This window comes from Amycolatopsis samaneae (assembly GCF_039541975.1).
GTDB classification, from domain to species: Bacteria; Actinomycetota; Actinomycetes; order Mycobacteriales; family Pseudonocardiaceae; genus Amycolatopsis; species Amycolatopsis samaneae.
This window is the reverse complement of sequence record NZ_BAABHG010000001.1, coordinates 243,427-268,072: the sequence shown is the minus strand read 5'-3', so window position 1 is coordinate 268,072 and position 24,646 is coordinate 243,427. Positions and strand designations below refer to the sequence as shown.

General features: G+C 71.5%; 25 protein-coding genes and 1 pseudogene. 11 read left to right on the top strand and 15 right to left on the bottom strand.

The genetic code is table 11. The features are described 5' to 3' along the window. Positions 1 to 3: 3 nt before the first annotated feature. Positions 4 to 801: a molybdenum cofactor biosynthesis F family protein gene (locus ABD987_RS01215; RefSeq protein ID WP_345385863.1), complete on the bottom strand. Its 798-nt coding sequence runs from the start codon at positions 799 to 801 to the stop codon at positions 4 to 6. Between the two features lie 156 nt (positions 802 to 957). Between ABD987_RS01215 and ABD987_RS01210 the strand changes: the two genes are divergently transcribed. Next, positions 958 to 1,674, top strand: coding sequence for an SDR family NAD(P)-dependent oxidoreductase (locus ABD987_RS01210; protein WP_345385861.1), 717 nt, complete (start codon positions 958 to 960; stop codon positions 1,672 to 1,674). A 51-nt stretch (positions 1,675 to 1,725) separates the two neighbouring features. Continuing rightward, positions 1,726 to 2,532, top strand: a complete 807-nt coding sequence (locus ABD987_RS01205; RefSeq protein WP_345385859.1) for an SDR family NAD(P)-dependent oxidoreductase — start codon at positions 1,726 to 1,728, stop codon at positions 2,530 to 2,532. A gap of 78 nt (positions 2,533 to 2,610) precedes the next feature. On the opposite strand, the gene ABD987_RS01200 is transcribed toward ABD987_RS01205, so the two are convergent. The 9 genes and pseudogenes from ABD987_RS01200 to ABD987_RS01160 form a co-directional block, all read right to left on the bottom strand. Then, a complete protein-coding gene (locus ABD987_RS01200) occupies positions 2,611 to 3,723 on the bottom strand; it encodes a DUF4037 domain-containing protein (RefSeq protein WP_345385857.1) in 1,113 nt (370 codons plus the stop codon). A gap of 72 nt (positions 3,724 to 3,795) precedes the next feature. Next, positions 3,796 to 4,491, bottom strand: a complete 696-nt coding sequence (locus tag ABD987_RS01195) for an ABC transporter ATP-binding protein (protein WP_345385855.1) — start codon at positions 4,489 to 4,491, stop codon at positions 3,796 to 3,798. Then, positions 4,488 to 6,221 (bottom strand): branched-chain amino acid ABC transporter ATP-binding protein/permease, encoded by a 1,734-nt coding sequence (locus ABD987_RS01190; protein ID WP_345385853.1) that lies wholly within the window; start codon positions 6,219 to 6,221, stop codon positions 4,488 to 4,490. The genes ABD987_RS01195 and ABD987_RS01190 overlap by 4 nt, the downstream gene beginning before the upstream one ends. Continuing rightward, entirely contained in the window at positions 6,208 to 7,068 is an 861-nt protein-coding gene (locus tag ABD987_RS01185) for a branched-chain amino acid ABC transporter permease (protein WP_345385851.1), read from the bottom strand. The genes ABD987_RS01190 and ABD987_RS01185 overlap by 14 nt, the downstream gene beginning before the upstream one ends. A 27-nt stretch (positions 7,069 to 7,095) precedes the next feature. Further along, positions 7,096 to 8,274 carry an ABC transporter substrate-binding protein gene (locus ABD987_RS01180; RefSeq protein WP_345385849.1) on the bottom strand — a complete coding sequence of 393 codons (1,179 nt, stop codon included), beginning with the start codon at positions 8,272 to 8,274 and terminating at the stop codon, positions 7,096 to 7,098. A 105-nt stretch (positions 8,275 to 8,379) separates the two neighbouring features. After that, entirely contained in the window at positions 8,380 to 8,766 is a 387-nt protein-coding gene (locus ABD987_RS01175) for a nuclear transport factor 2 family protein (RefSeq protein WP_345385847.1), read from the bottom strand. Positions 8,767 to 8,791: 25 nt separating this feature from the next. Beyond that, positions 8,792 to 9,559, bottom strand: coding sequence for a MoaF C-terminal domain-containing protein (locus ABD987_RS01170; protein ID WP_345385845.1), 768 nt, complete (start codon positions 9,557 to 9,559; stop codon positions 8,792 to 8,794). 40 nt (positions 9,560 to 9,599) lie between these two features. Next, positions 9,600 to 10,579, bottom strand: a pseudogene (locus tag ABD987_RS01165) (AraC-like ligand-binding domain-containing protein). Positions 10,580 to 10,895: 316 nt separating this feature from the next. Continuing rightward, positions 10,896 to 11,846, bottom strand: coding sequence for a DMT family transporter (locus ABD987_RS01160; protein WP_345385841.1), 951 nt, complete (start codon positions 11,844 to 11,846; stop codon positions 10,896 to 10,898). A gap of 74 nt (positions 11,847 to 11,920) precedes the next feature. Here ABD987_RS01160 and ABD987_RS01155 point away from each other — a divergent pair, with 74 nt between their 5' ends. Continuing rightward, positions 11,921 to 12,817 (top strand): LysR family transcriptional regulator, encoded by an 897-nt coding sequence (locus ABD987_RS01155; protein ID WP_345385839.1) that lies wholly within the window; start codon positions 11,921 to 11,923, stop codon positions 12,815 to 12,817. A gap of 73 nt (positions 12,818 to 12,890) precedes the next feature. Here the strand turns inward: ABD987_RS01155 and ABD987_RS01150 are convergent, their stop codons facing one another. The 3 genes from ABD987_RS01150 to ABD987_RS01140 form a co-directional block, all read right to left on the bottom strand. Then, on the bottom strand, positions 12,891 to 14,279 hold the full coding sequence (locus tag ABD987_RS01150; RefSeq protein ID WP_345385837.1) for an MFS transporter: 1,389 nt from the start codon (positions 14,277 to 14,279) through the stop codon (positions 12,891 to 12,893). Next, positions 14,276 to 15,409 (bottom strand): PrpF domain-containing protein, encoded by a 1,134-nt coding sequence (locus tag ABD987_RS01145; RefSeq protein ID WP_345385835.1) that lies wholly within the window; start codon positions 15,407 to 15,409, stop codon positions 14,276 to 14,278. The genes ABD987_RS01150 and ABD987_RS01145 overlap by 4 nt, the downstream gene beginning before the upstream one ends. A 368-nt stretch (positions 15,410 to 15,777) precedes the next feature. Further along, a complete protein-coding gene (locus ABD987_RS01140) occupies positions 15,778 to 16,383 on the bottom strand; it encodes a TetR/AcrR family transcriptional regulator (protein WP_345385833.1) in 606 nt (201 codons plus the stop codon). A gap of 61 nt (positions 16,384 to 16,444) precedes the next feature. On the opposite strand from ABD987_RS01140, the gene ABD987_RS01135 reads away from it, so the two are divergent. Further along, on the top strand, positions 16,445 to 16,870 hold the full coding sequence (locus ABD987_RS01135) for an SgcJ/EcaC family oxidoreductase (RefSeq protein WP_345385831.1): 426 nt from the start codon (positions 16,445 to 16,447) through the stop codon (positions 16,868 to 16,870). Between the two features lie 32 nt (positions 16,871 to 16,902). Here ABD987_RS01135 and ABD987_RS01130 read toward each other — a convergent pair whose 3' ends face one another. After that, positions 16,903 to 17,430: an AAA family ATPase gene (locus ABD987_RS01130; protein WP_345385829.1), complete on the bottom strand. Its 528-nt coding sequence runs from the start codon at positions 17,428 to 17,430 to the stop codon at positions 16,903 to 16,905. A 461-nt stretch (positions 17,431 to 17,891) separates the two neighbouring features. Between ABD987_RS01130 and ABD987_RS01125 the strand changes: the two genes are divergently transcribed. The 7 genes from ABD987_RS01125 to ABD987_RS01095 all read left to right on the top strand — a co-directional run bounded on the left by ABD987_RS01125 (position 17,892) and on the right by ABD987_RS01095 (position 24,022). Beyond that, a complete protein-coding gene (locus ABD987_RS01125) occupies positions 17,892 to 18,743 on the top strand; it encodes a geranyl diphosphate 2-C-methyltransferase (RefSeq protein ID WP_345385827.1) in 852 nt (283 codons plus the stop codon). Positions 18,744 to 18,781: 38 nt separating this feature from the next. Next, entirely contained in the window at positions 18,782 to 19,969 is a 1,188-nt protein-coding gene (locus ABD987_RS01120) for a family 2 encapsulin nanocompartment cargo protein terpene cyclase (protein ID WP_345385825.1), read from the top strand. 188 nt (positions 19,970 to 20,157) lie between these two features. After that, the gene (locus tag ABD987_RS01115; protein WP_345385823.1) at positions 20,158 to 20,664 is read left to right on the top strand and encodes a methylated-DNA--[protein]-cysteine S-methyltransferase; all 507 of its coding nucleotides are present in this window, start codon (positions 20,158 to 20,160) and stop codon (positions 20,662 to 20,664) included. An 18-nt stretch (positions 20,665 to 20,682) separates the two neighbouring features. Further along, the gene (locus tag ABD987_RS01110; protein ID WP_345385821.1) at positions 20,683 to 21,405 is read left to right on the top strand and encodes a 2OG-Fe(II) oxygenase; all 723 of its coding nucleotides are present in this window, start codon (positions 20,683 to 20,685) and stop codon (positions 21,403 to 21,405) included. Positions 21,406 to 21,409: 4 nt separating this feature from the next. Continuing rightward, on the top strand, positions 21,410 to 22,210 hold the full coding sequence (locus ABD987_RS01105) for a hypothetical protein (protein ID WP_345385819.1): 801 nt from the start codon (positions 21,410 to 21,412) through the stop codon (positions 22,208 to 22,210). Between the two features lie 22 nt (positions 22,211 to 22,232). Next, the gene (locus tag ABD987_RS01100; RefSeq protein ID WP_345385817.1) at positions 22,233 to 23,207 is read left to right on the top strand and encodes an Lrp/AsnC family transcriptional regulator; all 975 of its coding nucleotides are present in this window, start codon (positions 22,233 to 22,235) and stop codon (positions 23,205 to 23,207) included. A gap of 137 nt (positions 23,208 to 23,344) precedes the next feature. Further along, positions 23,345 to 24,022, top strand: coding sequence for an alpha/beta hydrolase (locus ABD987_RS01095; RefSeq protein WP_345385815.1), 678 nt, complete (start codon positions 23,345 to 23,347; stop codon positions 24,020 to 24,022). Here ABD987_RS01095 and ABD987_RS01090 read toward each other — a convergent pair. Beyond that, positions 24,000 to 24,596: a TetR/AcrR family transcriptional regulator gene (locus ABD987_RS01090; protein WP_345385813.1), complete on the bottom strand. Its 597-nt coding sequence runs from the start codon at positions 24,594 to 24,596 to the stop codon at positions 24,000 to 24,002. The two genes, ABD987_RS01095 and ABD987_RS01090, sit on opposite strands and share 23 nt — an antisense overlap. Positions 24,597 to 24,646 lie beyond the last annotated feature (50 nt).

The window sequence follows — 24,646 nt, the reverse complement described above, 5'->3', positions numbered from 1 at the left end:
GGTTCAGTCCCCGGCGGGATCGTAGGGCGCGGGGTGCACCGTGGTGCTCAGCAGGCGGCCGTGGGCGCCGAAGGTGAAGTGCGTGGGCTGCTCGCCGGTCGCGTCGAGGCCGAACAGGACACCGTGCGAGCGCAGCGCGCGGGCGTCGCGGTGGTCGGCGACCGTCACCGAGGCGCACGGGATCACCTTCTCCCGCCAGGTGAACACGTAGATGCCCGGCCGCAGCTGGTAGACGGAGTTCTCGTCGGTGTCGGCGAGGCCCTTCTCCGGCCCGGCGAGGCACTGCCAGGTGTACCAGTGCGGGCTGAGGTAGACGTGTTCGTAGGCGTGGGCGGTGCTGTAGACCCACATCACCCGCCTGCCGACGAGCGTGGTGCTCGGCGCGATCTCCTCGCCCCTGGCTTCGAATCCCTCGATGGTGGCGGCCCGGAACGTCTGCCCGACGCGCGGGACGCCGTCGCCGATCGCGGTGACCACCAGGAGCGCCCGGCCCTGCCGCAGGTCGAGGAACACGGTGTAGGCCTGTTCCGCGCGGCTCCTCGGGTGGAACTGGACGTAGTAGAGGTTGTCGTCGACGAGGAACGTTTCGCAGTCGTCGGTGCCCGAGCCGTCGTGGCTCCACTCGACGCGGTTTCCGGTGAACTTCGCCGAGAACGTCGTGCCGTCCGCGAAGTGGAGCACGAAGGTGCGGCCGTGCAGGTCACCGACCGTGGGGGCCTTGTTCGCGTCGAATCCGGGGGCCAGGCCGTCCAGTGGCAGCCAGGTCGTGGTGTCGGACAGGTTCAGCGCGGTATCGGGCATCGGGGCTCGTCCTCTGATGGTCGCGGGTGCTCGTGCGGGCAGTTTCGTCCGCTTTCCCCGGCGGGTGAACGGGGTGGCGGTGGTCGTGCGGCACCGGACAAGAAGGATGCGCTCGCGGCCAACCCGCGACGCGGCGGCGGCCCCGAGGATGACCGCATGCGACTGGATCTGGCAGGCAAGGCGGTACTGGTGACCGGCGCGGCCTCGGGTATCGGACTGGCCTGCGCCCGGGCGTTCCTCGCGGAGGGGGCCCAGGTCGGGCTCGTCGACCGCGAGTCGGTCCCGGTGCTGGAGGGGGACGTGATGGCCGTACGGGCCGATGTCACGGACGAACCGAAGCTCGCCGCCGCGATCGCCACGGTGGCGCGGCGGTTCGGCGGCCTCGACGTCGTCGTCGGGTGTGCCGGGATCTCCGGGCCGGTGGGCACTCCGCTGGCCGAGACCACCGTCGAGGACTTCGCCTCGGTGCTGGCGGTGAACGTGACCGGGCAGTTCCTGCTGGCCAAGCACGCGCGCCCGTGGCTTTCCCCCGGCGCGTCCGTGGTGTTCCTCGCCAGCGACTCCGCGTTCGTCTGTGCGCCGGGCATGGTGCCCTATTGCGCGTCGAAGGGCGCCGTGGTCGCGTTGACCAGGGCGCTTTCGGTGGAACTGGACGGGGTGCGGGTGAACTGCGTGTGCCCGTCGGTGGTGGACACCCCGATGGCGCGCGGCGACCTCGGCCCGGTGCTGGACGATCCGGCGTTTCCCGTGCAGGCGGCCGAGGACGTCGCCCAGCACGTGCTGTACCTGGCCTCCGCGCGGTCGCGGACGGTCGACGGCCAGGCCGTGCTCGCCGACTTCGGCGTGTCGGCGCGGTCGGGTTTCCCGGCGTAGCCGGTCAGGGATCTTCACAGGATCTTCGCAGGACAAGGAAAGGACTTCCGGGTGAGTACAGAGAGCAGGGTCGTCGCGATTACCGGCGGCGGTACGGGCATCGGTGCGGCGGTGGCGCGCCGGTACGCGGCCGAGGGTGCGAAGGTGGTGGTTCTCGGGCGGCGTCGTGAGCCGCTGGAGAAGGTGGCGGCCGAGACCGGGGCGCATGTCATCTCTTGTGACGCGAGTGTGACTGCGGACGCGGAGAGGGCGGTCGCGGAGATCGTCGGTCGGTTCGGGCGGCTGGACGTGGTGGTCGCGAACGCGGGCGGGCACGGGCTGTCGTCGGTGGTCGACACCGGTGACGAGGAGTGGGAGCTGGCGTTGCGTTCGAACCTGTCGAGCGCGTTCGTGTTTTGCCGGGCATCGTTGCCCTCGCTGGTGGAGTCCGGGGGACAGGTGGTGATCGTGTCTTCGTTGGCGGGGTTGTTCGCGGGTCCCAACGTCGCGGGGTACACCGTGGCGAAGCACGCGTTGATCGGCCTGACGCGGTCGATCGCCCGTGACTACGGTCCGCGCGGTGTCCGGGCGAACGCGGTCTGCCCTGGCTGGGTCCGTACCCCGATGGCCGATGGCGAGATGGACCAGTTCGCCGAGGCGGCCGGGTTCACCGGCGGCCACGACGAGGGCTATCGCCGGGTGACCGCCGAGGTCCCGCTGCGGCGGCCCGCGGAGCCGGAGGAGATCGCCTCCATCGTCCGTTTCCTCGGCTCGTCCGAGTCCTCGTACATCACCGGTGCGGTACTGGTCGCCGATGGCGGGGCGCACGCGGTCGACCTGCCCACGCTGGCCTTCGAACGCGCCGGCATGGGCTCGTAGCCCCCTTGTTTCGCCGACGTCGGCTGTACCGGATTCGTGCTGGTACAGCCGACGGGAGCGTGGCTGGCTCAGGCTGGGTCAGACATCCGGCGTGGGCTTCGGAGTGGCCAGCGCTGTGGTCACGGCGTGGGTCGCGGCACGATCGACGAGCAGATCGGTGTTGTCGGCGAACTGGTCGACGGCTCCGGTGAGCGGGAGACCGCGAAGCTCGGCGTCGGTGATACCGGCAAGGAGCGCCTGGCTGAATCGCTCGGCGCGCAGAACTTGGAACGGCCTGTCGTGGTAATGGCGGGTGCTGGGGTCGACCGGCTCGGTCAGCCCGAGGCGGTTGTGCTGCCCGGCGATGGCCGAGTACGCCGTCGCGAGGTGCTGTTCCCGTTCACGCCATGTGGTGGCGCCGAGCGCCGCGGTCAGCACCGGGGTGAGGGTGGCGGCGAAGGGAATTCGGGCGAAGGTGCTGCCGAGCCATTTGCTGTAGGGCGGGTAACGGCGGTGGATCAGCAGGGTCAGTCGCATGAGGTCGCGGACGAGGCGAGCGGAGACGACGGCCGAGCCGAGTTCGTCGCCGACCTCTCCACACCGTCCGACGAACGCCTCTTCCTGGGAGATCCGCTGCCATTGGCAGGCCAGGACGTAGCGCCAGATCTGCTCGGGATACCAAATGAGGCGGGCACGAGCCGACGTGAGTTCGCCTGTCTCGTCGTGGAGGACCGTGCCGCCGGTGAGCTCGGCCAGCGCCTGGGTCGGGGTGGCCAGCCAGTCGAGCGTGGTGACGTCGTCGAGCGGATCGAACCCCAGATGGTTGGTGAACCATGCGTCGAGACTGGTGACCTCGACCCGATGGAAGATCGGTCCGGTGGTGACCTCCATGCGGCGGATGTGCTCGCTGCCGCCGGCGGCGGCAAAGTTCGTGGGGTGTCCGCAGAACGTCTTGGGCAGCTTGTCGCTCAGCATCGTGCCGATCCGCGCCGCGTGCCGGTCGGCGTCGTGGTGGCGCAGGAACAACTGCAGGCGTGGACCCCATTCATGGTCGGCGGATCGAGCGGTGTCGAATCCGAGCACCTCCGAACCACCGCCGATCCGCGCGGCGGTGTGCGGCAGGCTCCCGAAGTGCGCGTGGAGCAGTGGCCGCACTGCTTCGTAGTAGAAGCGGCGCGACAGTTCCAGGCCTGGGATGAACGGGTGATCCATGGGCGGCATGGTGCCGGGTAAGACGTGAGTGCCGCGACTGGATATCGCCTTCACGGACTTGCGGAACAGGGGTCAGGTTTCGCCGAGGTAGGCGGAGTGCAGGGTGTCGGGGGAGTCCAGCAGGGTCCGCGCGTCGCCGGAGTAGGTGACCCGGCCCGAGGAGACCACGACGGCGTCCTGCGCGACGCCCAGCGCCAGATGCGTGAACTGCTCCACGAGCAGGATCGCCGCGCCGTCCTCGGCGAACCGGGTGATGACCGGGAGCAGCCGGGTGAACACCACCGGGGCCAGGCCGAGCGACATCTCGTCGATCAGCAGGAACGCCGGCCGCGCGGCGAAGGCGCGGGCCAGCACGACCATCTGCTGCTCGCCGCCGGACAGCAGCGCGGCGGCGGAGTCGCGGCGTTTTTCCAGCTCCGGGAACAGTTCCAGGACCTCGTCCACCCGCGCCCTGGTGCGCGCGGTGAGCCGGAGGTTCTCCAGCACGGTGAGCCCGCCGAACACCGCGCGGCCCTGCTCGATGTGCGCGAGCCCGAGCCGGGCCCGTGCCACCCGCGAGTGCTTCGTGATCTCGGTCTGTCCGATGTGGACGCTGCCGCGCGTTGCCGGGACCACCCCGGACACCGCCTCCAGCAGGCTCGTCTTCCCGGCCCCGTTCGGCCCGACGAGCGCGGTGATCCGGCCCGGCGCCAGCTCGAAGCCGACGTCGGAGATCACCGGGCCCGCCCCGCGCGAGACCGTCAGGCCCGCCACCCGCAACGCGTTCACAGCAACTCCGTTTCGCCCATGTACGCCTTGAGCACCGCCGGGTCGGCCAGCACCTCGGCCTGCGGCCCGGTCGCCAGCACCTGCCCGAAGTCGAGCACGGTGATCGTGTCGCAGACCGAGCGCACCAGGTCCAGATCGTGCTCGATGAGCAGCAGTGACACCCCGAACCGGGCGGGCACCCGCCGCAGCCGTTCCCCGAAGGCGACGTGTTCCTCGTGCGGCAGCCCCGCGGCCGGTTCGTCCAGCAGCAGGATCCGCGGCCGGGCCAGCAGGTGCCCGACGACCTCGACCAGCCGCCGCGCGCCGACGTCCACCCTGGACAACGGGGTGCGCGCGGGCGGGCAGCCGAAGAACTCCAGCGCGTCGGCGATTTCCCGGGTGGCCAGCCGCCGCCTGGCCACGAACCGGACGTAGGCCTCGACGGTCAGCCCCGGCGGGACGCGGTCCTGCTGGAAGGTCCGCCGCAGGCCCGAGCGCGCCCGCCGGGTGGGCGGGCCGGTCAGCGGCCCTCCGCCGAGCTCGACCTCGCCCTGTGCCTGCGGGAGGAATCCGCTGATCGCGTCGACCAAAGTGGACTTTCCGGCACCGTTGGGCCCGATCACACCGAGGATGCCGTGTTCCGGCACCGCTATGTCCACTGAGGACAGCGCGGCGACCTGTCCGAACCGGACACTCAGGTCCCGCACCACGAGCACCGGGGGACCGGGCGGTGGTGCCTCGTCGACGGTCTCGACCTCGCGGTGCTCGATGCCGACGTGCCCGTTGCCCTCGCGGGAGCGGGCCCGCCGGTGCCACAGCTCCCGCAGCGCGGTGCCGAGGTTTCCGCCGCTGGTCAGCGCCTGCACGCCGAGCAGGCCGAACACCACGTATCCCCAGTCCTGCGGCACGCCCCAGCGTTTGAGCAGCTCCGGCACCGCCACCCAGAGCACCGCGCCGAACACCGCCATGTCGATCAGGTGCGCGCCGGACATGATCGCCAGCACGTACAGCGCCAGCGACTGGATGGAGGTGAAGCTCGCCGGGAACGCCAGGCCGACCTGTCCGGTGAGCAGCCCGCCGCTGATACCGCCGAGCGTCGCGCTCACCGCGAACGCCGTCAGCTTCGAGGTCCGCACGCTGGCCCCGGCCGCGGCGGTGCCGCGTTCGGAGAACGCGACCGCCTGCCAGCCACTGCCCCAGCGGCCCCGGCGCAGGAAGTACACGGCCAGGCAGCACGCCACCAGCACGACCACGGCCAGCAGGAAGTACGACCGGTCGTCGGTGAACGCGTCGGGCCGCAGCACCGAGATCCCCTCGCTCACGCCGGGGAACTGGAGCTGGACCAGGGTGAGGTCCGCCGCCGCGGCCAGGCCGAGGGTGACCACCGCGAGGTTGATCCCGCGCAGCCGCAGCGCGGGGAGCCCGACGAGGATCCCGACCACCCCGGCGGCAAGCCCGCCGAGCAGCAGCCACACCAGGAACCCGCCGGGCGCTTCGGCCTTGTTGAGCGCGGACACCACCCAGGCGCCTACGGCGGCGAAGGTCAGCTGGCACAGGGAGATCATCCCGGCGCTGCCGGTGACGACGCCGAGCCCGAGCAGGGCGATCGCGGCCACCACCGCACTCATGCCGAGGTAGACGAAGTACCCTTCGAGCCCGACGCTCAGCCCGTACCCCACGGCCACCGCGACGACGGCGATCAGCAGCGGGATCCCGATGCTGCGAGCCGGTTTGCGTTCAGCGAGCGGCATCCCACACCTCCTTGCGTTGTGACCACAGCAGCAGTCCGGCGATGACCACGAACGGCAGGAAGTACCGCGCGATCGAGAGACTGTCGGACTGGGCCAGCGCGCCCTGCAACATGCCGAGCACCAGCCCGCCGATGACGGCGAGGTCCAGCCGCCGGAACCCGCCCAGCAGCGCCGCCGCGGCCGAGGGGACGACCAGCATCGCCAGCGACGTCGCGTCGTTGGACTGCGACGGCGCGACGATCGAGATCATCAGCGTGCTGATCAGCCCGGTGACCGCCCAGACCGCGACGCTGAGCGGTTTCGCCGGGATGCCCAGCAGTTCCGCGGTCGTCGGCCGTTCCGACAGCGCGCGCAGCGCGACCCCGGCCGAGGTCCGCGTCAGGACCGCCCGGCAGCCGAGCGCGACCAGCACCGCCAGCCCGACGGTGACCACCGTGACCTGGCTGACCACCACGCCGCCGATCTCGAAGGCCGGTCCGCCCAGCAGCGGCTGGAACGGCTGGGGCTTGTTGCCGAACAGGATGAACGACAACGAGATGAGCAGCAGGAGCACCGCGACGGTCACCGCCGAGCGCGTGCCGGTGTCCGCCTCGGCGAGCCAGGTCGAGATCACCCAGCCGAGCAACGCGCTGAGCGCGCCGCCGAGCAGGATGCCCACCACGGTCGCCAGCCACACCGGCAGTCCGATGTGGACAGCCAGGTACACCGCTACGTAGGAACCGAACATCGCTGTCGCCGACTGCGCGAAGTTGACCACCCGGACCAGCCGGGACATCAGGGTCAGGCACACCGCCAGCACCGCGTACAGTCCGCCGGCGGCCAGGCCGGCCAGCGCTCCCTGCAGCATCGGGATACTCCTCTACTTCTCCGGGCTCTACTTCTTGGGGATGCGCAGCCAGTCGTTCGCGGCCAGCTCCCACTTGCCCGCGCCGGAGGCGAGCTTGACCGGCCAGCCCGCGGTGTTGTCGTGATGGGTCTTGCCGTTCCCGAAAACGTACGGCGTCCCGACCATCGGATCGGTGATCGGCTGCATCTCGTGCAGCGCCTTGGTGACGCTTTCCCGGGTGATGTCACCCTTGATGCCCTTGAGCACCGCGAGGAAGTACTTCGCGGCGAGGTAGCCGCCCTGGCTGAACGAGGTGAGCGGGATCCCGTTCTTCGCCATCAGCTCGCGCCAGTCCTTGTTCTGCGGGCTGGCCGCGTCGGTGAACGGGTAGAACTCCGCGGGGACGTAGACGCCCGCGCCCGCGTTCTGCACCGCCTTGGCGTAGTTCTCGCTGTAGACACTGGTCAGCAGCAGCCAGGTGACGTCGTTCCAGCCCTGTGCCTGCGCGGCCTTCAGCTGGCCGATCGAGTCGGGCTCGACCGGGTTGACGGTGATCGCCTTGCAGCCCGCGGCCCGCGCCTTGACGATGTAGGAGGTGTAGTCGGAGCCGCCGTAGGGCACGGTCGCGTCGACGTACTTGAGCTTCTTGCCGGTGATCGTCGACCATTCGTCGATGGCCGCCTGGTAGGAGGGCAGGGTGTTGCCCGCGATCTCCAGCAGCGCGCAGATGTCGTTCAGCTTCAGCACTTCCGACCCGTACAGCAGCGACAGCGTCATGTCGTGGAACGGGCCGACGTTGGCCGGGCCGATGTTGGGGCTGGTGAAGCAGGCCGGGTCGACGCCGATGCCCGGCACCGAGAGGATCTTCTGCTGCTCGTAGTACTTCGCGTTGATCTGGCATTCGATGAGGCTGGACGAGCCCGCGAGCGCGACGGCCTTGTCGCCGCCGACGAGCTCGCGGGCCGCCGCCGCGGCCGCCGCCGGGTCGCCCTTGTCGTCGATGGCCTTGTATTCGATCTTCCTGCCGTTGACGCCGCCCGCGGCGTTGGCGGCGTCGAACACGGCCTTCGCGGCCTGTGACGCTTCGGGGAAGGTGGCGGCGCCGCTGAGCGCGTTGACGGAACCGACCACGATCGGCCCGCTCGTCCCGGTGTCGCTCCCGGCGCATCCACCCGCGAACAGCACCACGGCGATGACGATCGCCAGGCTGCGCAAGATCTTTCTCATGGCGGTTCCCGTCCTGTGGCTAGTCGAGGTGGATGGACCCTACGAGCGGCCACGGCGGCGCGCCTTGTCTCTGCGGGCACGGGTGTTGTCCCGTGCGGCACGGGCTCACCCCATCGCGGCGACCACCGGCGCGGAGTCGACGATCTGCTCGAAGCCGACCAGCGCGCCGCCGTCGAACTTCCACACGTGCGCGACCCGCGCGGTGAAGGACTGACCGGACTTCCGGTGCGTCCCGGTGTAGGTGCCGAGGCCGATCACGGTGTCGCCCGCGTCGTGCAGTTCGCCGAGGGTGAAGGTGTAGCCGTCCCAGTCCCGGCCGATCGCCTCGAAGACGTTCGCCTTGACCTCGTCGGGGCCGGTGTACGTTCCGGCGTAAGGGAAACCGGCGGCCTCGGTCCAGGTGGTTTCCGGTCCGAGCGGGGCCAGCATGCCTTCCAGGTCGCCCCGGTCGCTGGCGGCGTAGTGCTGGGTGATGACGTCCATATTGGACACTTGGTTCTCCTTCGAGCGGGTCGGGCTAGACGGGCTGTGCGTCGGGATAGCTGACCGAGCCGAGCGGGTAGATGTGCCCGCCGGCGCGGGAGTGTTCGGACCGGCCGTCCCCGGTGATGCCGAGGAAGACGCCGGTGGTCTTGAGCGCGTAGCCGAGGTCGTGCAGCCAGACGCTCGCCACGGCGATGCGGAACTCGCGGAAGCAGAACAGGTAGAGCCCGTCGGCGAACTTCCAGACCGTCGACAGGTCCATGTCGCCGTGACCGCGCTGTACGCCTTCGAGACACTGCCAGGCGTAGCGCTGCGAGGAGACGTACACGTGTTCGTAGAGGTGGTTCGGGCTGTAGCGGTAGATGTTGCGCTTGCCGATCAGGTCGCGGGACGGGCCCGGCACCTCACCCGAGGCCGCGCCGCCGTCGGTGGTCCCCGCCCGGAACGTCTGGGAAACGCGGGGGACGCCCTCGACGTCCTCGGCCCCGATGACCGACCGGACCGCGAGCGCGCGATGGGTGGCCGTCGAGAAGACCACCGTGAGCGCTTCGCCTTCGACGCTGGTGAGCGGCAGGTTCACGAAGTAGACGTCCTCGCGCACCGCGACCGCGTCGTACGGGTCTTTCACACCGTTGCACACGACGTGCCGGGCGTCCTCGAAACGCAGTTCGAGTTTCGTGTCGTCGTCGAGGGTGACGGTGAGTTCGCGTCCGGTGAGGTCCGCGTTGGGCAGGCGATAGGTGGCTATCCCGGCGGCGAATTCGTCGTAGGTGCGCCACTGTTCTTCGGGGGTGTCGGACATGCCTCCCATCGTCGGCGCGGCGGCGGCGTCCGGCCAGTGATCACGCACTGGAGGGCAAGGACCGCTCGCTCACGGTCAACCGGCGGCACGCAGCTCGCTCGGGGAACGGCCGTACGCCGTCTTGAACACGCGGCTGAAGTGCGCGGCGTCCACGAATCCCCACTTCGCGGCGATGGCCGCGACCGGGCGGCCGGAATGGACCGGGTCGAGCAGCTCGCGACGGCAGTGCTCCAGCCGCCGGGTGCGGATCCAGCCGGAGACGGTGGTGCCCTGCTCCTGGAACAGCCCGTGCAGATGCCGGGTCGAGATGTAGTGCTCGGCCGCGATCTGCGCGGGTCCGAGCTCCGGCGAGGACAGGTTCGCGTCGACGTACGCGCGGATCCGCCGCATCAGCTCGTAGTGTGGGTCGGCGGTGGCGCGCGCGAGGTCGAGTTCGGCGGCGAACATGGTGGCCAGCAGGTCGACCGCGCTGTGTGCCAGGCGTACCCCGGCGGGACCGGCGAGCTGGTCGAGGTTCGTGCCGAGCTGGGCGAGGAAGGGCACGACGACGTTGCCGATCCCCTCGCGGCCGGACATGCGCACGGCGGTCAGCTGCCCGAGCAACTCGGCGGGCAGGTCCAGCAGCCGCTGCGGGAACATCACCACGAGGGTGCGGAAGTCCTCCTCGAACACCAGGGAATAGGGCCGATGGGTGTCGTAGAGGGCGACGTCGCCGGGCTGCAGCACGGCCTGCCGGTCGTCCTGCACGAGCAGGCCGGTCCCGGCGAGGATGAGGCTGAGCTTGTAGTACCGGCGGTCGGCCCTGGCGATGAGCTCGGGGGTGCGCTCGACGACGTGGGCGGACGCGGTGATCTCGAACAGCTGGACGTCGTCCGCGCCGCCGGAGCGGATCCGGCCGCGGAAGTGGTCCTGGTGCGCGCTGGTGACGTGCAGCGGCACGAAGGACTGGGACACCGCCGTGCGGAAGTCGGTGAAATCCCGCGCGACCAGTGTGGTGGACGGGTGAAGGGCGACGGTCACGACTTACCTCGCAGCACCGAGAGGAAGCAATTTCGTATACGATAAGCGATACGATCTTGCCGGGCAAGGCTCTCTCGCTGCCTCGTGACATCGCGTCCCCTTGGTGTCGCAGCAGTCCGGTCCTGGGGTGGTCGGGCCACCGCGATCACCGTGCGTTCGTCCACAGAGGACACCCGGCGGGGGGTGGAAGCGCGGTTACCGGCGAACGGCGCGTTCGGGACACGCGCCACGAGGATGGTCCGTGGGGGCCTCCTTGAGGGACTCTAGCTCCCTCAAGGAGGCCCCCACGGACCATCGGGCCGGGGAGAGGGCGGCGCTAGCGGTGGCCGGTCGCGGCGGGTTCGGGTGGTCGCGCCGGCTGCCGGGCGCGGGGAGTGTGGTTGGCGAACCACACCGCCACGATCACCACGACGCACCCGGCGAGCTGGGCCGCGGTCGGGGTCTCGCCCAGCACCACGAGCCCGAACCCGATCGCCAGCACCGGCTGCAGCATGAGCAGCGCGGCGGCGGTGTTCGGCAGCAGCCGGGCCGTCCCGGTGCTCACGAACAGCCAGGCGGCGACCTGGCCCAGCAGGGCCAGCGCGATCATCCAGCCCCACGACGCCGCGTCGAGCGAGAGGCTGATGCCGCCGGTGGCCGTGCCGATCACCCCGGCGGTCGCCGTGGCGGCGGCGGTGGCCACGGCGATGGGTGTCACCAGGTGGCGCGGGCTGCGCTGCCCGGAAACCCGGTTCAGGTAAAGGAAACCGGAGTAGGCGACGCCGGCGGCGATGCCCATGATCGAGCCCCGCACCGGGTTCGTCACCTGCGCGCTGTGTCCCAGTGCCCCACTGGCCAGCGCGATCCCGGCGATCATCAGCGGGGCCGCGGCGAGGAAGCGCCCGGCGATCGGCGTGCCGCCGAACACCTTGCCCAGTAAGGGGAACACGATGACCTGGACGGTGATCAGCACGGTGGCGATGGCCGCGCCGACGTCGAGGATGCTGGCGGTCCAGAGCACGTAGTCGACCCCGAGGAACGCGCCCGCGGCGACGGCGCAGCCGAGCAGCGGGCCACCCAGCGGGCCCTCTCGCCGCAGCTCGGCGAACGCCAGCGGGAGTAGGACCACCAGCGCGATGGCGCACCGGAGGAACGCGGCGGTCCCGGCGCTGACGTCCGCGAGCTTGACGAAGGTCGCGGAGCCGGACAGGCACACCGCGCCCGCGACGACCGACAGCGCGGGCAGGGCGGAGCGCGTGCTCGACGGCGGCAGGGTGGTGGTGTCCATGTGTTCTACGGTGCCAACCAGAATTCGCCAGCACTAGTTATGATTTGTGAGGACTAATGATTAGCATGACTTAGGTGATTGTCTGGGAGCGGCTCCGCGTGTTCGCCGCCGTCGCCGAGCACGGCTCGATCGCCGGTGCGGCGGAGGCCCTGCACATCACCGGTTCCGCGGTGTCACAGCACGTCCGGAAGCTGGAACGCGAGGCGCGTTGCCCGCTGGTCGAGCCGGACGGGCGGGGCATCCGGCTCACCACCGCCGGGCGGGTGCTCGCGGACACGGCGCTGCGGGTCGCGGGCACGATCGCCGAGGCCGAACGCGATCTGGCGAACCTGCACGGCCAGATTGTCGGGCCGCTGCGGATCGGCGCGGTCGCCAGCGCGCTGCGGGCGCTGATCCCGCGGGTCCTGCACACCCTGACCGCCCGGCACCCCCGGCTGGTCCCGGCGCTGCGTGACGGCGAGGTCGTCGACATGATCCCCGCGCTGCGGTCCCGGCACCTCGACGCGGTCGTCACCGAGAGCTGGTCCACCAGACCGGCCCGGTACCCGCCGGGGGTGCACCTGACCGAGCTGATCCGCGAGGACGTCCACCTCGCGGTGCCGGCGGGACACCCGCTCGCCGCCCGTACCGGGCCGGTCCCGCTCGCCGAGCTGGGCGGGCTGACCTGGGTGAGCTGCGCGCCCGGCACCGATCCGCACGAGGCACTGGTGGACGGGCTGCGCGCGCACAACGCCGACGCGGACGTGCCGTACTGCGTGCTCGACTACACCACCCACCTCCTGCTGGTCGCCGCCGGGCTCGCCGTCGCGCTGGTCCCGCGGATGGCCCGGCACCCGCAGCCCGACGGGGTCCGCTTCCTGCGCTGCGCGCCGTCGATCACCCGGACCATCGGCGTGGCCACCGTCGAGGGCGTCAACACCCCGGCGGTGGACGCCTTCGTGGACGTGCTGCGGGAGCAGGTCGGCACCTGACCGTCCACTGAGGACAGCATCGCCCAGCCCGTGAATGCCACATCGAGGGACTCAGAGTCCCTCGATGTGGCATTCACGGACCGCGGGTATCGAGGGCGCGGAGCGAGCGGTCGGCGGCGGTGACCGAGACCAGCGCGGCGGCCGCCACGGTGAGCACCACGGCCAGCCCGCCGAGCCCGGCGTCGGTGGCCTGGCCGCCGAAGGTCACGGCGAGCACGCTGGTCGAGGCCAGCGCGCCGATGTACTGGGCGGTGCGGAACAGCCCGGACAGTGTGCCGATACGGTCCGCGGGCGCCTGCGTGTAGAGGACCGTCTGGTTCGCCACCGTGCTGAGCCCCTGCCCGACGCCGAAGAGCAGGCCGATCGCGACCACGAGCCACAGCGCGGTCTCCGCCGACAGCGTCAGCAACGCCGCCGAGCCCGCGAGGAGCGCCCCCGCGGTGAGCAGCAGGCGGGCGCGGACGCCGCGCACCAGCCGGGCGCCGGCGGCGGAGAGGGTGACGGTGGTGATCGACATCGGCAGCAGCGCGAGCCCGATCACGGCCTCGGGCAACCGGTAGCCCTCCGCGAGCCACTGCGGATAACCGTAGAGGAACGCGTAGATCACCAGGTAGCCGCAACCCTGCCGGAGATAGGTGGCGGCCAGCGGCCGGTTCGCGGCCAGGGTACGCAGATCGAGGAACGGGTCCCGCGCGCGCAGCTCCCACGCGATCAGCCCGGCGCCCGCGAGCAGCCCGGTCAGCAGAAACGGCCACAGCGCCGCGCCCGAGCGGGTCAGGCACAGCAGCAGCGCGGTGAGGGTGAGCGAGAAGAGCCCGATCCCGGGCAGGTCCAGTGGCGGGCGCGGCCCGGTGCGGGCGCGGCGTTCGTCCGGCGGCAGCCATTTCCACACCAGGAGCAGCCCGAGCGCCGCGACCGGCACGTTGATCGCGAACGTCCAGCGCCAGCCGCCGAGGCCGACCAGCAGACCGCCGAGCGTGGGGCCGACGGCCATGCTCGCCTGGGTCGAGGTGGCCAGCACGGCCAGCGCCCGGCCCGGCACCGGGACGTCGGCGGCATTCGCGCGTGCCCGCACCAGCGCCATCGCCGCCGGGAACCCGGTGGCGGTCCCGAGACCGAGCAGGATCCTGGACACCAGCAGCACCTCGAACGCGGGGGCGAACGCGCCGAGCAGGCCCGCCGCCACGACCAGCGCGAGCCCGGCGGCCAGCACCCGCCGGGCGCCGAGGGTGTCGACCAGCCTGCCCATCACCGGCTGGGCGGTCGCGGTGACCAGGTACAGGACGGTGACCAGCCACACCGTCCGGCCGGCCCCGGCACCGAGGTCGCGGCCGATCGGGACCAGGGTCACCGCGATCATCGAGGAGTTGACCGCGTTGAGCAGCGTGCCGACGACCAGCGGGGAGAGGAACCGCGCGCCGAACGCGGTGCCCTCCCCGGCCGCGGTGGCCGTCGTGCTCACCGGGCGGCCGCCGGCTCACGCGCCGCCGGGACGAAGATGTCGGCGCGGGCGATCACCCGGGCAGACCGGTGCAGGGTGACGCCGGTCAGCCCGCCGTCGCGGGCCAGGCTCAGACTGGCCGAGACGACCCCCGCCGCCGTGCCGATGCGGATCTCGCCGGACTTCGCCGGGGCGTGGGCGCGCACCGTGCTGCCCGGTACCGTGGCCGCCGCGGCGACCGCGACCATCGAGGTCAGCCCGATCACCGGATGCGGCGCGTGCATGGACGCCATCCGCACCGAGACGTCGAACTCCCCGGCGGTGATCCGCGCGCCGCCGGTGGTCGTGTAGTCCGTGGCGGGGCCGACGAGGCCGAGCTTCGGCACCGCGTGACTGACCGGACCGTCCGGTGTGGACAGTCCCATGCCGATCGCGGCCGCGCGGCGCAGGCCGAGCAGCCCCGGCAGCCGCTCGGCGAACTCGGGGACGCTCTCCGCGCCGGTCAGGCCCAGCGACGCGGCGTCGACCAGCGCGGCGGGCGCGCCGGCGTCGACCAGCGTCGCCCGTGCCCGCGCGCCGGACGCCTCCAGGGTGTCCACGGCGCGGCCGGTCGGCAGCAGGCGGCCGCCGACGGGGTTCAGAAACTCCAGGCCCACCGGGACACCGGGGGAGGACACGCCTGGCACCACCGCGTCGCCGGTGGGACGGAACCGGGCGCCGGGGGTGGCCACCACCGCGTCGATCCTGGCGGCGCTGTTGGTGTTGCGCATGCGCACCCTGGTGCGGTCCCCGCGCGGACGGACCAGGCCGGACTGCACCGCGTACAGTCCGACCGCGGTGGCGCAGTTGCCGCAGTTGCTGCCCCATTCCACCCGTTCCACGCCGACGCCGACCTGGGCGAAGGTGTAGTCGATGTCCACGCCCGGTTCGTAGGAGTGGGCCACGATCGCGGCCTTCGAGGTGGTCGAGGTCGCTCCCCCGACCCCATCGATCTGGTTGTGGTCCCGCGCGCCGAACGCGGCGAGGAGCACCTCCTCGGTCGAGGCGCCGCGCCCGTGGATGTCCGCGACGTCGAACAGCCAGCACTTGCTCGTGCCACCGCGTACCAGGGTCGCCGATACGCCGATGGTTCCTTGTCCTTGTGCGAGCATGGATGAACACCGTCCACAATGGAATGAGGGCGCCTGCCGCCTCGACACTGGAGCGGGTCGCGAGCGCGGATGCGGAAAAGGGGGAAGTGAGCGCTTCCCAATGTAGGTAACCGTATCGTAAAGGGATCACAAGGTCAATGTAAGACACCTGGCTAGGCGGTCCCGGTCAAATGCTCGTTAACTGTGTATGACGGTCCCGGAAAGTGACGCGCCGCGGGTAAATACCAGCGATTCCCGCGATGGCAATGTGATGGTGCCTACAGTGTGAAAATGTGAATAGCGGAAGGATGATTTCGCGTCGACACTTTCGAGTGAAATGCGCTCGACTTTATCGGGATTTTATCGGAGGCGCGAAACCGAGGGCGTGCTCAGCGCAGGAGCGCGGTGGTCAGCGTTTCGGCGAGCCAGGTTTCGTAGTCGTCGTAGGACCAGCCCGCCTCGCGCACCAGGCTGTCGGGGATGCCGCCGGTCATCAGCGCGACGGCGATGTCCGTCGCCCGCGGGACGAGCCGCCCGCCGGTCTCCCGGACGCGGCCGACCACCATCTCCACGCCGAGCCGGTTGCGGCGCGCCCCCTCGGCGCGGGTCGCCGCGATGTCGGGGTCGACGGCCGCGCCGGAATCCAGCATCGCGACGATGTCGCCGCACCGTTCCCGCACCTGCCTGCTCGCCTTGGCCAGCAGGTGGAGCAGCGTGCCGGGATCGTCGATTTCCGCGGACCGGGCCATCAGGTCCGGCAAGCCCGCTTCGTCGTCGAGGAGGTCGACGAGCCCGGTGAGCACCCCGGCCTTGGAGCCGAAGTGCGCGTAGATGGTCTGCGGTGCGACGCCGGCCTCCCCGGCGATGCGGCGGATCGGGGTGCGGGCGTATCCGTGTTCGGCGAACAGGGTGCGCGCTGCGGTGAGGATGGTGCGCAGGGTCAGCGCTTCGCGCCGGTCCCGCAGGCGGACGATGCCGGGGAGGTCGGCGGCCATGTACACTCCAGGTTGGAACGTCGTTCTAGTTAATGGACCATCATTCTAAGTCAGGACTGCGATGACTGTCGAAGAGATCATCACCGGACTGGAACGTGCCTGGAACGCCGGCGACGGCGCCGCGTGGGGCGCGCGGTTCGCCGAGGACGCGGATTTCGTGGACGTCGTGGGGCGGATACAGCGGGGGAGGAAGGTGATCGCGGAGGAGCATCAGAAGATCTTCGACACGATCTACCGGGGAAGCCTGCTCGAGATCCGGCGGCTGGACGTCCGGCCGATCGGCGAGGGCGCGCTGCTGGTGCACACCACGTCGAAGCTGCGCGTGCCCGGCGGGCCGAGGAAAGGGGAGTGGGCGGCGATCCAGACCAAGGTCGTGCGGGACGGCGAGATCATGGCGTTCCACAACACCGGCCTGACCGGCCTCGCGGAGTTCGCCCACCGGGACGCGGACCTCGCCGCCCGCGAACCGTTGGAGTGGAAGGGATAGCACCGTGTCCCGCGCCGCGGCGGGGGCCGGTGTCACGGCCACCCCGCCGCGGCCAGCACGGCCTTCGCCACGTCCGTCACCGGCCCGTCGGCGGCGACGGCGAAGTCCTCGACCCCGGCGCGGCGGAAGATCCCGTCGAGTTCCCTCGCCCGCGCGAGGTGCCAGCGCAGGCCGTCGGTGTCCTCGGCCCCGTGCCTGCGGGCGAGCCGCCGGTCGATGGCCGCCGCGTCCGCGGTCAGCAGGCACACGGTGAGCTCGGTGCCGAGCACCTCGGCGTACCGCCGCCGGTCGGCGCGGCTTTCGACCACCCCGGCCAGCACCAGGCGCCGCGCGCCCGCGCCGAGGTAGTTGCCCGCCAGCGCGCCCAGATTGCGCAGTTCCATCGCGAGGTCGAACGGGTCGTCGGCGGGCGCGGGCCAGCGGCGGTGGAGCTCGTCGAGGTCGATGACGGCGTGCGGGACCGCCGCCGCTGCGAGCAGTTCGCCGACGGCCTCGGCCACCGTGCTCTTGCCGATCCCCACCGGGCCGGTGAGGAGCAGGGCGCGGGCGTCGATGATCACCCGCCGATGGTAGGGGCCACCGGGTGAGGGGCGGGCACGGCGCCCGGTCGGGGCGGGCCGGGCACGCGGGTAACGCACAGTCGCGCGTCGTCATCCGGTCGGGAAGGAAACAGTCTCGAAGGAGTTTTGCGGATGCCGGGGGAATCACTGCGGGGACAAGGAGAATAGGCCGATTCGGGAACGGGGTCGCCGCCTTCGTATTTAGCTGAGTGAACCGCGGCCGAGCTTCTTGTCGGGCCGATGTGCGGCCACTAGCGTTGGCCGAGGTAGTCAGCGAACCCGGTGGCAGGGCCCGGAAATTCCGGTCTCGCCGTGAATTCCCGTGCCCGCCGAACACCACCGGACCGCCTCAGTTCACCACATCGAAGGAAATCGCGGATGCTGCTTGTGTTCCGATCCACGGTGCCGGATGCAGTGGTCCGTTCTGCCGACGTCACCGCCTGAGAAGGAGCCCCTCGCCGATGACCTCCATCGACCAGTCCGTGCTGCGCACCCCCTACCAGCGGTCGGTCGCGGACTACTGGAACCACGAGAAGAACCCCGTCAATCTCCGGCTCGGTGACATCGACCATCTCTACCACCACCACTACGGCATCGGGGACTACGACCCCGCCGTGCTCGAGACCCCGGCGCCGCGGCGGGACGAGGCCATCATCGCCGAGATGCACCGGCTGGAGACCGCGCAGGCCCAGGTCCTGCTCGACCACCTCGGCGACATCGCGCCCACCGACCGGCTGCTCGACGCCGGATGCGGCCGCGGCGGGAGCAGCATCATGGCCAACCAACGGTTCGGCTGCCGGGTGGACGGTGTGTCGATATCCCAGCAGCAGGTGGACTTCGCCAACGCGGAGGCGGCCAGGCGCGGTGTCGACGGCGAGGTGCGCTATCACCTGTGCAACATGCTGGACACCGGGTTCGACACCGGCGCGTTCCGGGGCATCTGGAACAACGAGAGCACGATGTACGTCGACCTGTTCGACCTGTTCGCCGAACACGCCCGGCAGCTCGCGCCGGGCGGCCGGTACGTCACCATCACCGGGTGCTACAACGACGTCACCGGCGGCCGGTCGCGCGCGGTGAGCCAGATCGACCAGCACTACATCTGCAACATCCACGCCAGGGGTCAGTACTTCAAGGCACTGGCCGCCAACGGTTTCGTCCCGATCAGCGTCGTCGACCTGACCGCGGCGACGATTCCCTACTGGGAACTGCGGGCGCGGTCCTCGGTCACCACCGGTATCGAGGAAGCGTTCCTCACCGCCTATCGCGAGGGCAGCTTCCACTACCTGCTCATCGCCGCGGACCGGGTCTGATCCGGGGCGGGCACCCGAGGAAGGAGAAGGGGAACACGATGGTCGACACAGCCTCCCTGGCGGGTGCCCTCCCCGGCCTGCCGTCCATTCCGGACAGTGTGGAAAGTCCGGAAAGGACGGTCGGGGTGGCGGTGACGCCGGGTTTCCGGACCGGGCCGAGCGGGCTCGGCACCTCCGCCGCGCGGGTCTTCACCGCGGCGAAGGAGGCGCTGGCGGAGCCGCCGTCCCCCGGGCACGACCCGGCCTACATCGAACGGCCGTGGGGCGACGGGACGGCCTCGCCGCTCTACTGCCCCGTGGTGGAGCGGCACAACGAGCCGCTGGCCGAGGAGGTCCAGCGGCGGCTGGACGAGTGGGCGGAGGACTGCGGGTACACCGGTGACGGGCTGGAGCAGGTCCGCCGCTCCCAGCTCGGACGGCTGGTCACGTTGGCCCATTCCGGTTCCGAGGACCCGGATCTGCTGCTGATCGCGGCGCAGCTGAACGCGGCGTGGTGGGCGGCCGACGATTACTACGCCGACGACAGTTCCCTCGGCGCCACACCGACGGAACTGCCGCCGCGCCTGGCGCTGGCGATGGCGGCCATGGACCCGGTCGCGCCCGCGGGCGAGTTCTCCGCTCCGCTCGACGAAGCCCTGCGGTCGGACCCGATCCTGGTGTCGTTCCGCTCGGCCATGGACCACCTGCTCCGGCACGGGACGCCCGTGCAGGCCCAGCGCGTCTGCTATTCGACGTTCGCGATGTTCGTCGGCTGGTGCGCGTACGCGGCGTGGCGACACACGGGCGAATACCCGGAGGCGTGGAAGTACCTGGCCACCCGCCAGCACGACAGTTTCTACACCTCCATGACACTGGTCGACGTCGTGGACGGGTACGAACTGCCCGCGCACCTGTACTACGACCCCCGGGTCCGCCGGATGATGATGCAGGCGGGCACCGCCTCGGTGATGGTGAACGATCTCCACTCGGTGGCCAAGGACGCCGCGGACGAGAACCCGGTCTGCAACATGGTCCTGCAGATCGCCGCGGACCGGCAGTGCTCGATCGCGGAGGCGACCGAGGTGACCGTCGGCCTGCACAACCGGTTCGTCCGCGATTTCGAGGCGGGCCACCGCGAGCTGGCGGTCGTCCCGTCCCCGGACCTGCACCGGTTCCTCAAGGGCGTCCGGGCCTGGATGGGCGGCGGTGTCGAGTGGCACGCCACCAACCCGAGGTACCAGACCTGAGATTCGAAGGGGTTTGTCCCGCGAAAACGGCCGCGCCGGGTGGAACACGCCCGGCGCGGCCGTTTTCGGCTGCCGGTGCCGTTGCCGGAACACCGCACGTGATGTCCGATTATCGCCAGCGGCTGTCTTCGGCCGGTCGCAGACTGGTGGAGCGAAAGGGAAGTGAGCTACGAAGGGAGTCGTCGGCCATGACCGTGTACACGACGACGGACAGTCCGCTGGGGGAGTTGCTGCTGGTGGGGGAGGAGTCCCGCACCGCGCCGGGCGGGGTCGCGCTGGCGTCGCTGTCGATGCCGGGCCAGCGGAACGCGCCCGCCGTACGGCCGGAGTGGCGGCGTGACCACGCGGCGTTCGCCGAGGTGATCCGGCAGCTCCGCGCGTTCTTCGCCGGTGAGCTGACGGAGTTCGACCTCGAGTGCACCGGCACCGGGTCGGAGTTCCAGCGGCGGGTGTGGCGGGAGCTGGCGGCCATCCCGTTCGGGGCGACCACGACCTACGGCGAGCTCGCCGCGCGGCTCGGCCTCCCGCGCGAGCGGGTGCGGGCGGTGGGGGCCGCGATCGGCGCGAACCCGGTGCTGCTGGTGCGGCCCTGCCACCGCGTGGTCGGCGCGGACGGCGGGCTGCGCGGCTACGCCGGCGGCGTCGAGCGCAAGGCCCGGCTGCTCGCCCACGAGGGTGCCGCGCTGGCGGTCTGAACCTACCGGAGAATATCGATGCGTACCAAGGAAAACACGATCGCCGCGCGAGTGGACCGGGCCGGCTGGGGGCGGCTGGCCGGGGAACTGGACGAGTACGGGTGCGCGCGCACTCCGCGGCTGCTCACCGCCGCCGAATGCGCGGAGATCGCCGGGCTCTACGAGCAGGACGGCCTGTTCCGGACCACTGTGGACATGGCGCGGCACCGGTTCGGCTCCGGGGAGTACCGCTACTTCACCCACGAGCTGCCCGCCCCGGTCGCCGCCCTGCGGGCCGCGCTCTACCCCCGGCTGCTGCCGATCGCGCGGGACTGGGCCGGACGGCTCGGCAGGCCGGCGCCGTGGCCGGACGACCTGGACGAGTGGGTGGACCGGTGCCATCGGGCGGGGCAGGACCGGTCCGCGCAGATCCTGTTGCGGTACACCGAAGGCGACTGGAACGCGCTGCACCGCGACGTGTTCGGCGACCTGGTGTTCCCGCTGCAGGTGGTGATCGGGCTCGACGAGTACGGCACCGACTACACCGGCGGGGAGTTCCTGCTCGTCGAGCAGCGGCCGCGTGCCCAGTCCCGTGCCACCACCACCGTCCTCGACCAGGGCCACGGGCTGGTGTTCACCACGCGCGACCGTCCGGTGGCCACCAAACGCGGCTGGTCGGCGGGTGTCATGCGGCACGGCGTCAGCGTGGTGCGGTCCGGGCGGCGGCACGCGCTGGGTCTCGTCTTCCACGACGCGGCCTGATCCGGTGTACGAGCTGATCGGGCCGGACGGGTGCGCCTACCGCAGCGCGGTGCCCGGCACCCTCGGCGGGCACCGGCGCGGGCGGCTGTACGGACGGCTCGACTGCCCGTCGGCCCTGCGGGCGCTCGCCCGCGGCCACTACGTCGCGAACCGGGTCTTCTTCCCGGACGAGCCGACCGCGATCGCGGCCGGGTACCGGCCGTGCGCGGTCTGCTTGCCAGGGCCGTACGCGCGCTGGAAGGCGAACCGGACGGGCACACCGGAAAGCCTTGCGGCGAAACCGGTCCTGGTCCCCGCCGAGGACGTGGCGGAGTACGGCGGCGCGCCGCCGCCGGTGCCGCACACCGCTGCCGAACTCGCCACGATCGTCGGGCTGCTGGCGCGGCTCCGGCCCCGGATCTCGGCCGTGACGGTCGGGCACAGCCGCGACGAGGTTTCCCGGTCGGCCGCCGCGGCGTTCGCCGCCGTCTGGCGGGCGCGCGGCGGGACGGTGCTCGCGGTGGTCGGCTGGCCGGAGACCGCCGCTTCGTGGCTCCGCCCCGCGAACCGGCTCGTCGCGCAGGATCCGGACGCCTGGGTGTTCGCCGCCGCGCCGCTCGGTTTCGCGCAGCTCGCTCGCAGGCTGCGGCACAGCACCGCGTGGGATCCGGCGAGGAGCGTCGCCTTCGCCTCCCTGCGGGATTCCCGGGTGCCCGCGCTCGCCGGGGGCGACGTCCTGCACGGGCTGCGCGGGGCGGGCCCGGACGGCGGTGCCTGGGAGGTGCGCCACGGCTGGGTCGTGAGCCGGCCGCTGGAAGCCCGCTGAACACACCGGATACCGTTCGCCGGTGGTGCCCGACAGTTTCGACGAGCTCGACCGCGGACTGCTGCACGCGCTGCAGATCGACGGCCGTGCGCCGTTCCGGCGCATCGGCGAGGTGCTGGGGGTGTCCGACCGGACGGTCGCGCGCCGCTACGCCCGGCTGCGTGCCGCGGGGACGCTGCGTGTGGTGGGGATCAGCGATCCGGCCGCGGTCGGCGAGGCGCAGTGGACGGTGCGCGTGCGGGCCGCGCCCGGGGCGGCGGGAGAGATCGCCGACGCGCTCGCCCGGCGCGCCGACACCGGCTGGATCGGCCTGTGCTCGGGCGGGACCGAGATCTTCGCCGCCGTGCGCGGTGCCGGTGCCGGCCCGCTGCTGCTCGAAACGCTGCCGCGCACCCGTCAGGTCTTCGACGTCCGCGCCGACCAGGTGCTGCACGTCTTCTATGGCGGGGCGGGAAAGCCGTTCACCAAGCACGGCCCCCTCGACGCCGCGCAGGTCGCCTGGCTCGCCGGGCAGCTGCCGGCGCCCGGCGAGCCGCATGGTCCCCTGGACGAGGTCGACCGGCGTGTCCTCGACGTGCTGCGCGACGACGGGCGCGCCTCGGTCGAGGAGCTGATGGCCGCCACCCGGGCGTCGGCGAGCACCGTGCGACGGCGCCTGCACGATCTGCGCGCGGGCGGGGTCCTGCATCTCGACGTGGACGCCGACTCCGGGCTGTTCGCCCTCCCGGTGCGCACCCTGCTCTGGCTCACCGTCGCGGCGGGCGAGGTCGACGCGGTGGGGCGGGCGCTGGCCACGCATGCGGAGGTGGCCTACGCCGCGGCGACCACCGGCCCGGCCGCCGTGTTCGCCAGTGTGTCGGCGCGTGACACCGCGGCGCTCTATCACTACCTCAGCGGCACGGTCGCCGCGCTGCCCGGCGTCGGGCCGGTCAAGACCGCGCCCGTCCTGCGACACGTCAAGGCGGCCACCACGCACTACGGCGGCCGCCGCGGGTGACGGCCTCCGGTGTCGGAACGCGTCACCCGTGCCCGTGCCGATGTCGAAATCTCACCGGATCCGCCGGCGCGGCGATGATCCGTGGCCTCGGAGTGGTTGCGTGACAACGGCAATCGAAGCGGAACGAGGAGAAGACAGTGGCGAACATCGTGCTGGTGCACGGAGCGTGGAGCGACGGATCGGTCTGGCAAGGAGTGAGCGCCGCGCTCCACGACGAGGGACACCGGGTGCTGGCGATCCAGTTGCCCCTGACCTCGCTGGACGAGGACATCGCCTGGACCCGGCGGGAGATGGCGGCGCTCGACGGGCCGGTGACGCTGGTCGGGCACTCCTACGGCGGCGCGGTGATTTCCGGTGCCGCGCGGGAGGCCGAGCGGGCCGCCGCGCTGGTGTTCGTCGCGGCCTACGTCCCGGACGAAGGGGACACAATCGCGGCGTTGTCCGGGCGCGGCGCGAGGACTCCCGGCTCCGCCGCGATCCGGTTCGCCGGGGACGGCTGGTCGAGGATCGACGCCAGCCTGTTCGGCGACGCGCTCTGCGCCGATCTCCCGGCGACGACGGCGCGAGTGCTCGCGGCGGCACAGAAACCGACGCACGGCGCCTGTTTCAGGGCGGCCTCGGCGCGCGGCGCGTGGCACGACCTGCCGTGCGCCTACGTTCTTTCCTCCGGCGACCGGATCCTCGACCCCGGGCTGCAACGGTGGTTCGCCGAGCGGGCGAACGCCACGCCGACCGTGCTGCGCGCCGGCCACCTTTCCCCGCTTTCCCGGCCGGAGGCGGTGGCAGCGGCCATCACCGCGGCGTCGGCCGGGTGACCTCCGTCCAGCCGTTTTCCAGCAGGGCGAAGATCCGGTCGAGGGCGGCGCCGTCGTCGCCGTGCCCGTGGACCAGGCTTCCCGCTTCGAGCGCGAAGTGCGCGAGCGCGCGGCACGCGGGGTCGTCGGCGGACAGGCCGGAGTCCTCGGCGATCGCCGAGGCCAGCGCGGTCTCGTGCCGCAGCCACATGCGGCGGGAGTACTCGCGCAGCGCGGGGGTGTCCTCGACCAGGCGGAGGAAGTCCTCGAACCGGGGATCGGCGCGGTGCGCGGCGGATCGGCGGTCGTCCAGCATCCGCCGCAGTGCCCGGGGGACGGACTGCCCGGCCGGGCGGTCGCGGACGCTGGCGACCAGCGCGGCTTCGAGGTCGGCGTCCTCGTCGAAGACCAGCGCCTCCTTGCCCTCGGGGAAGTGCTTGAACAGCGTGGTCACCGAGACGTCGGCGGTGTCGGCGATCTCGCGGACGCCCACCGCGTCGTAGCCGCGTTCGAGGAACAGCTTCACCGCCGCGTCCGCCAGTGCCTGGCGGGTCGCGGCCTTCTTGCGCTCACGGCGCCCCACAGGCTCGGTCACGCGGACATTCTAGGCACGATGGTGAACGGGTTCCCTCAATGAGCGGTTAC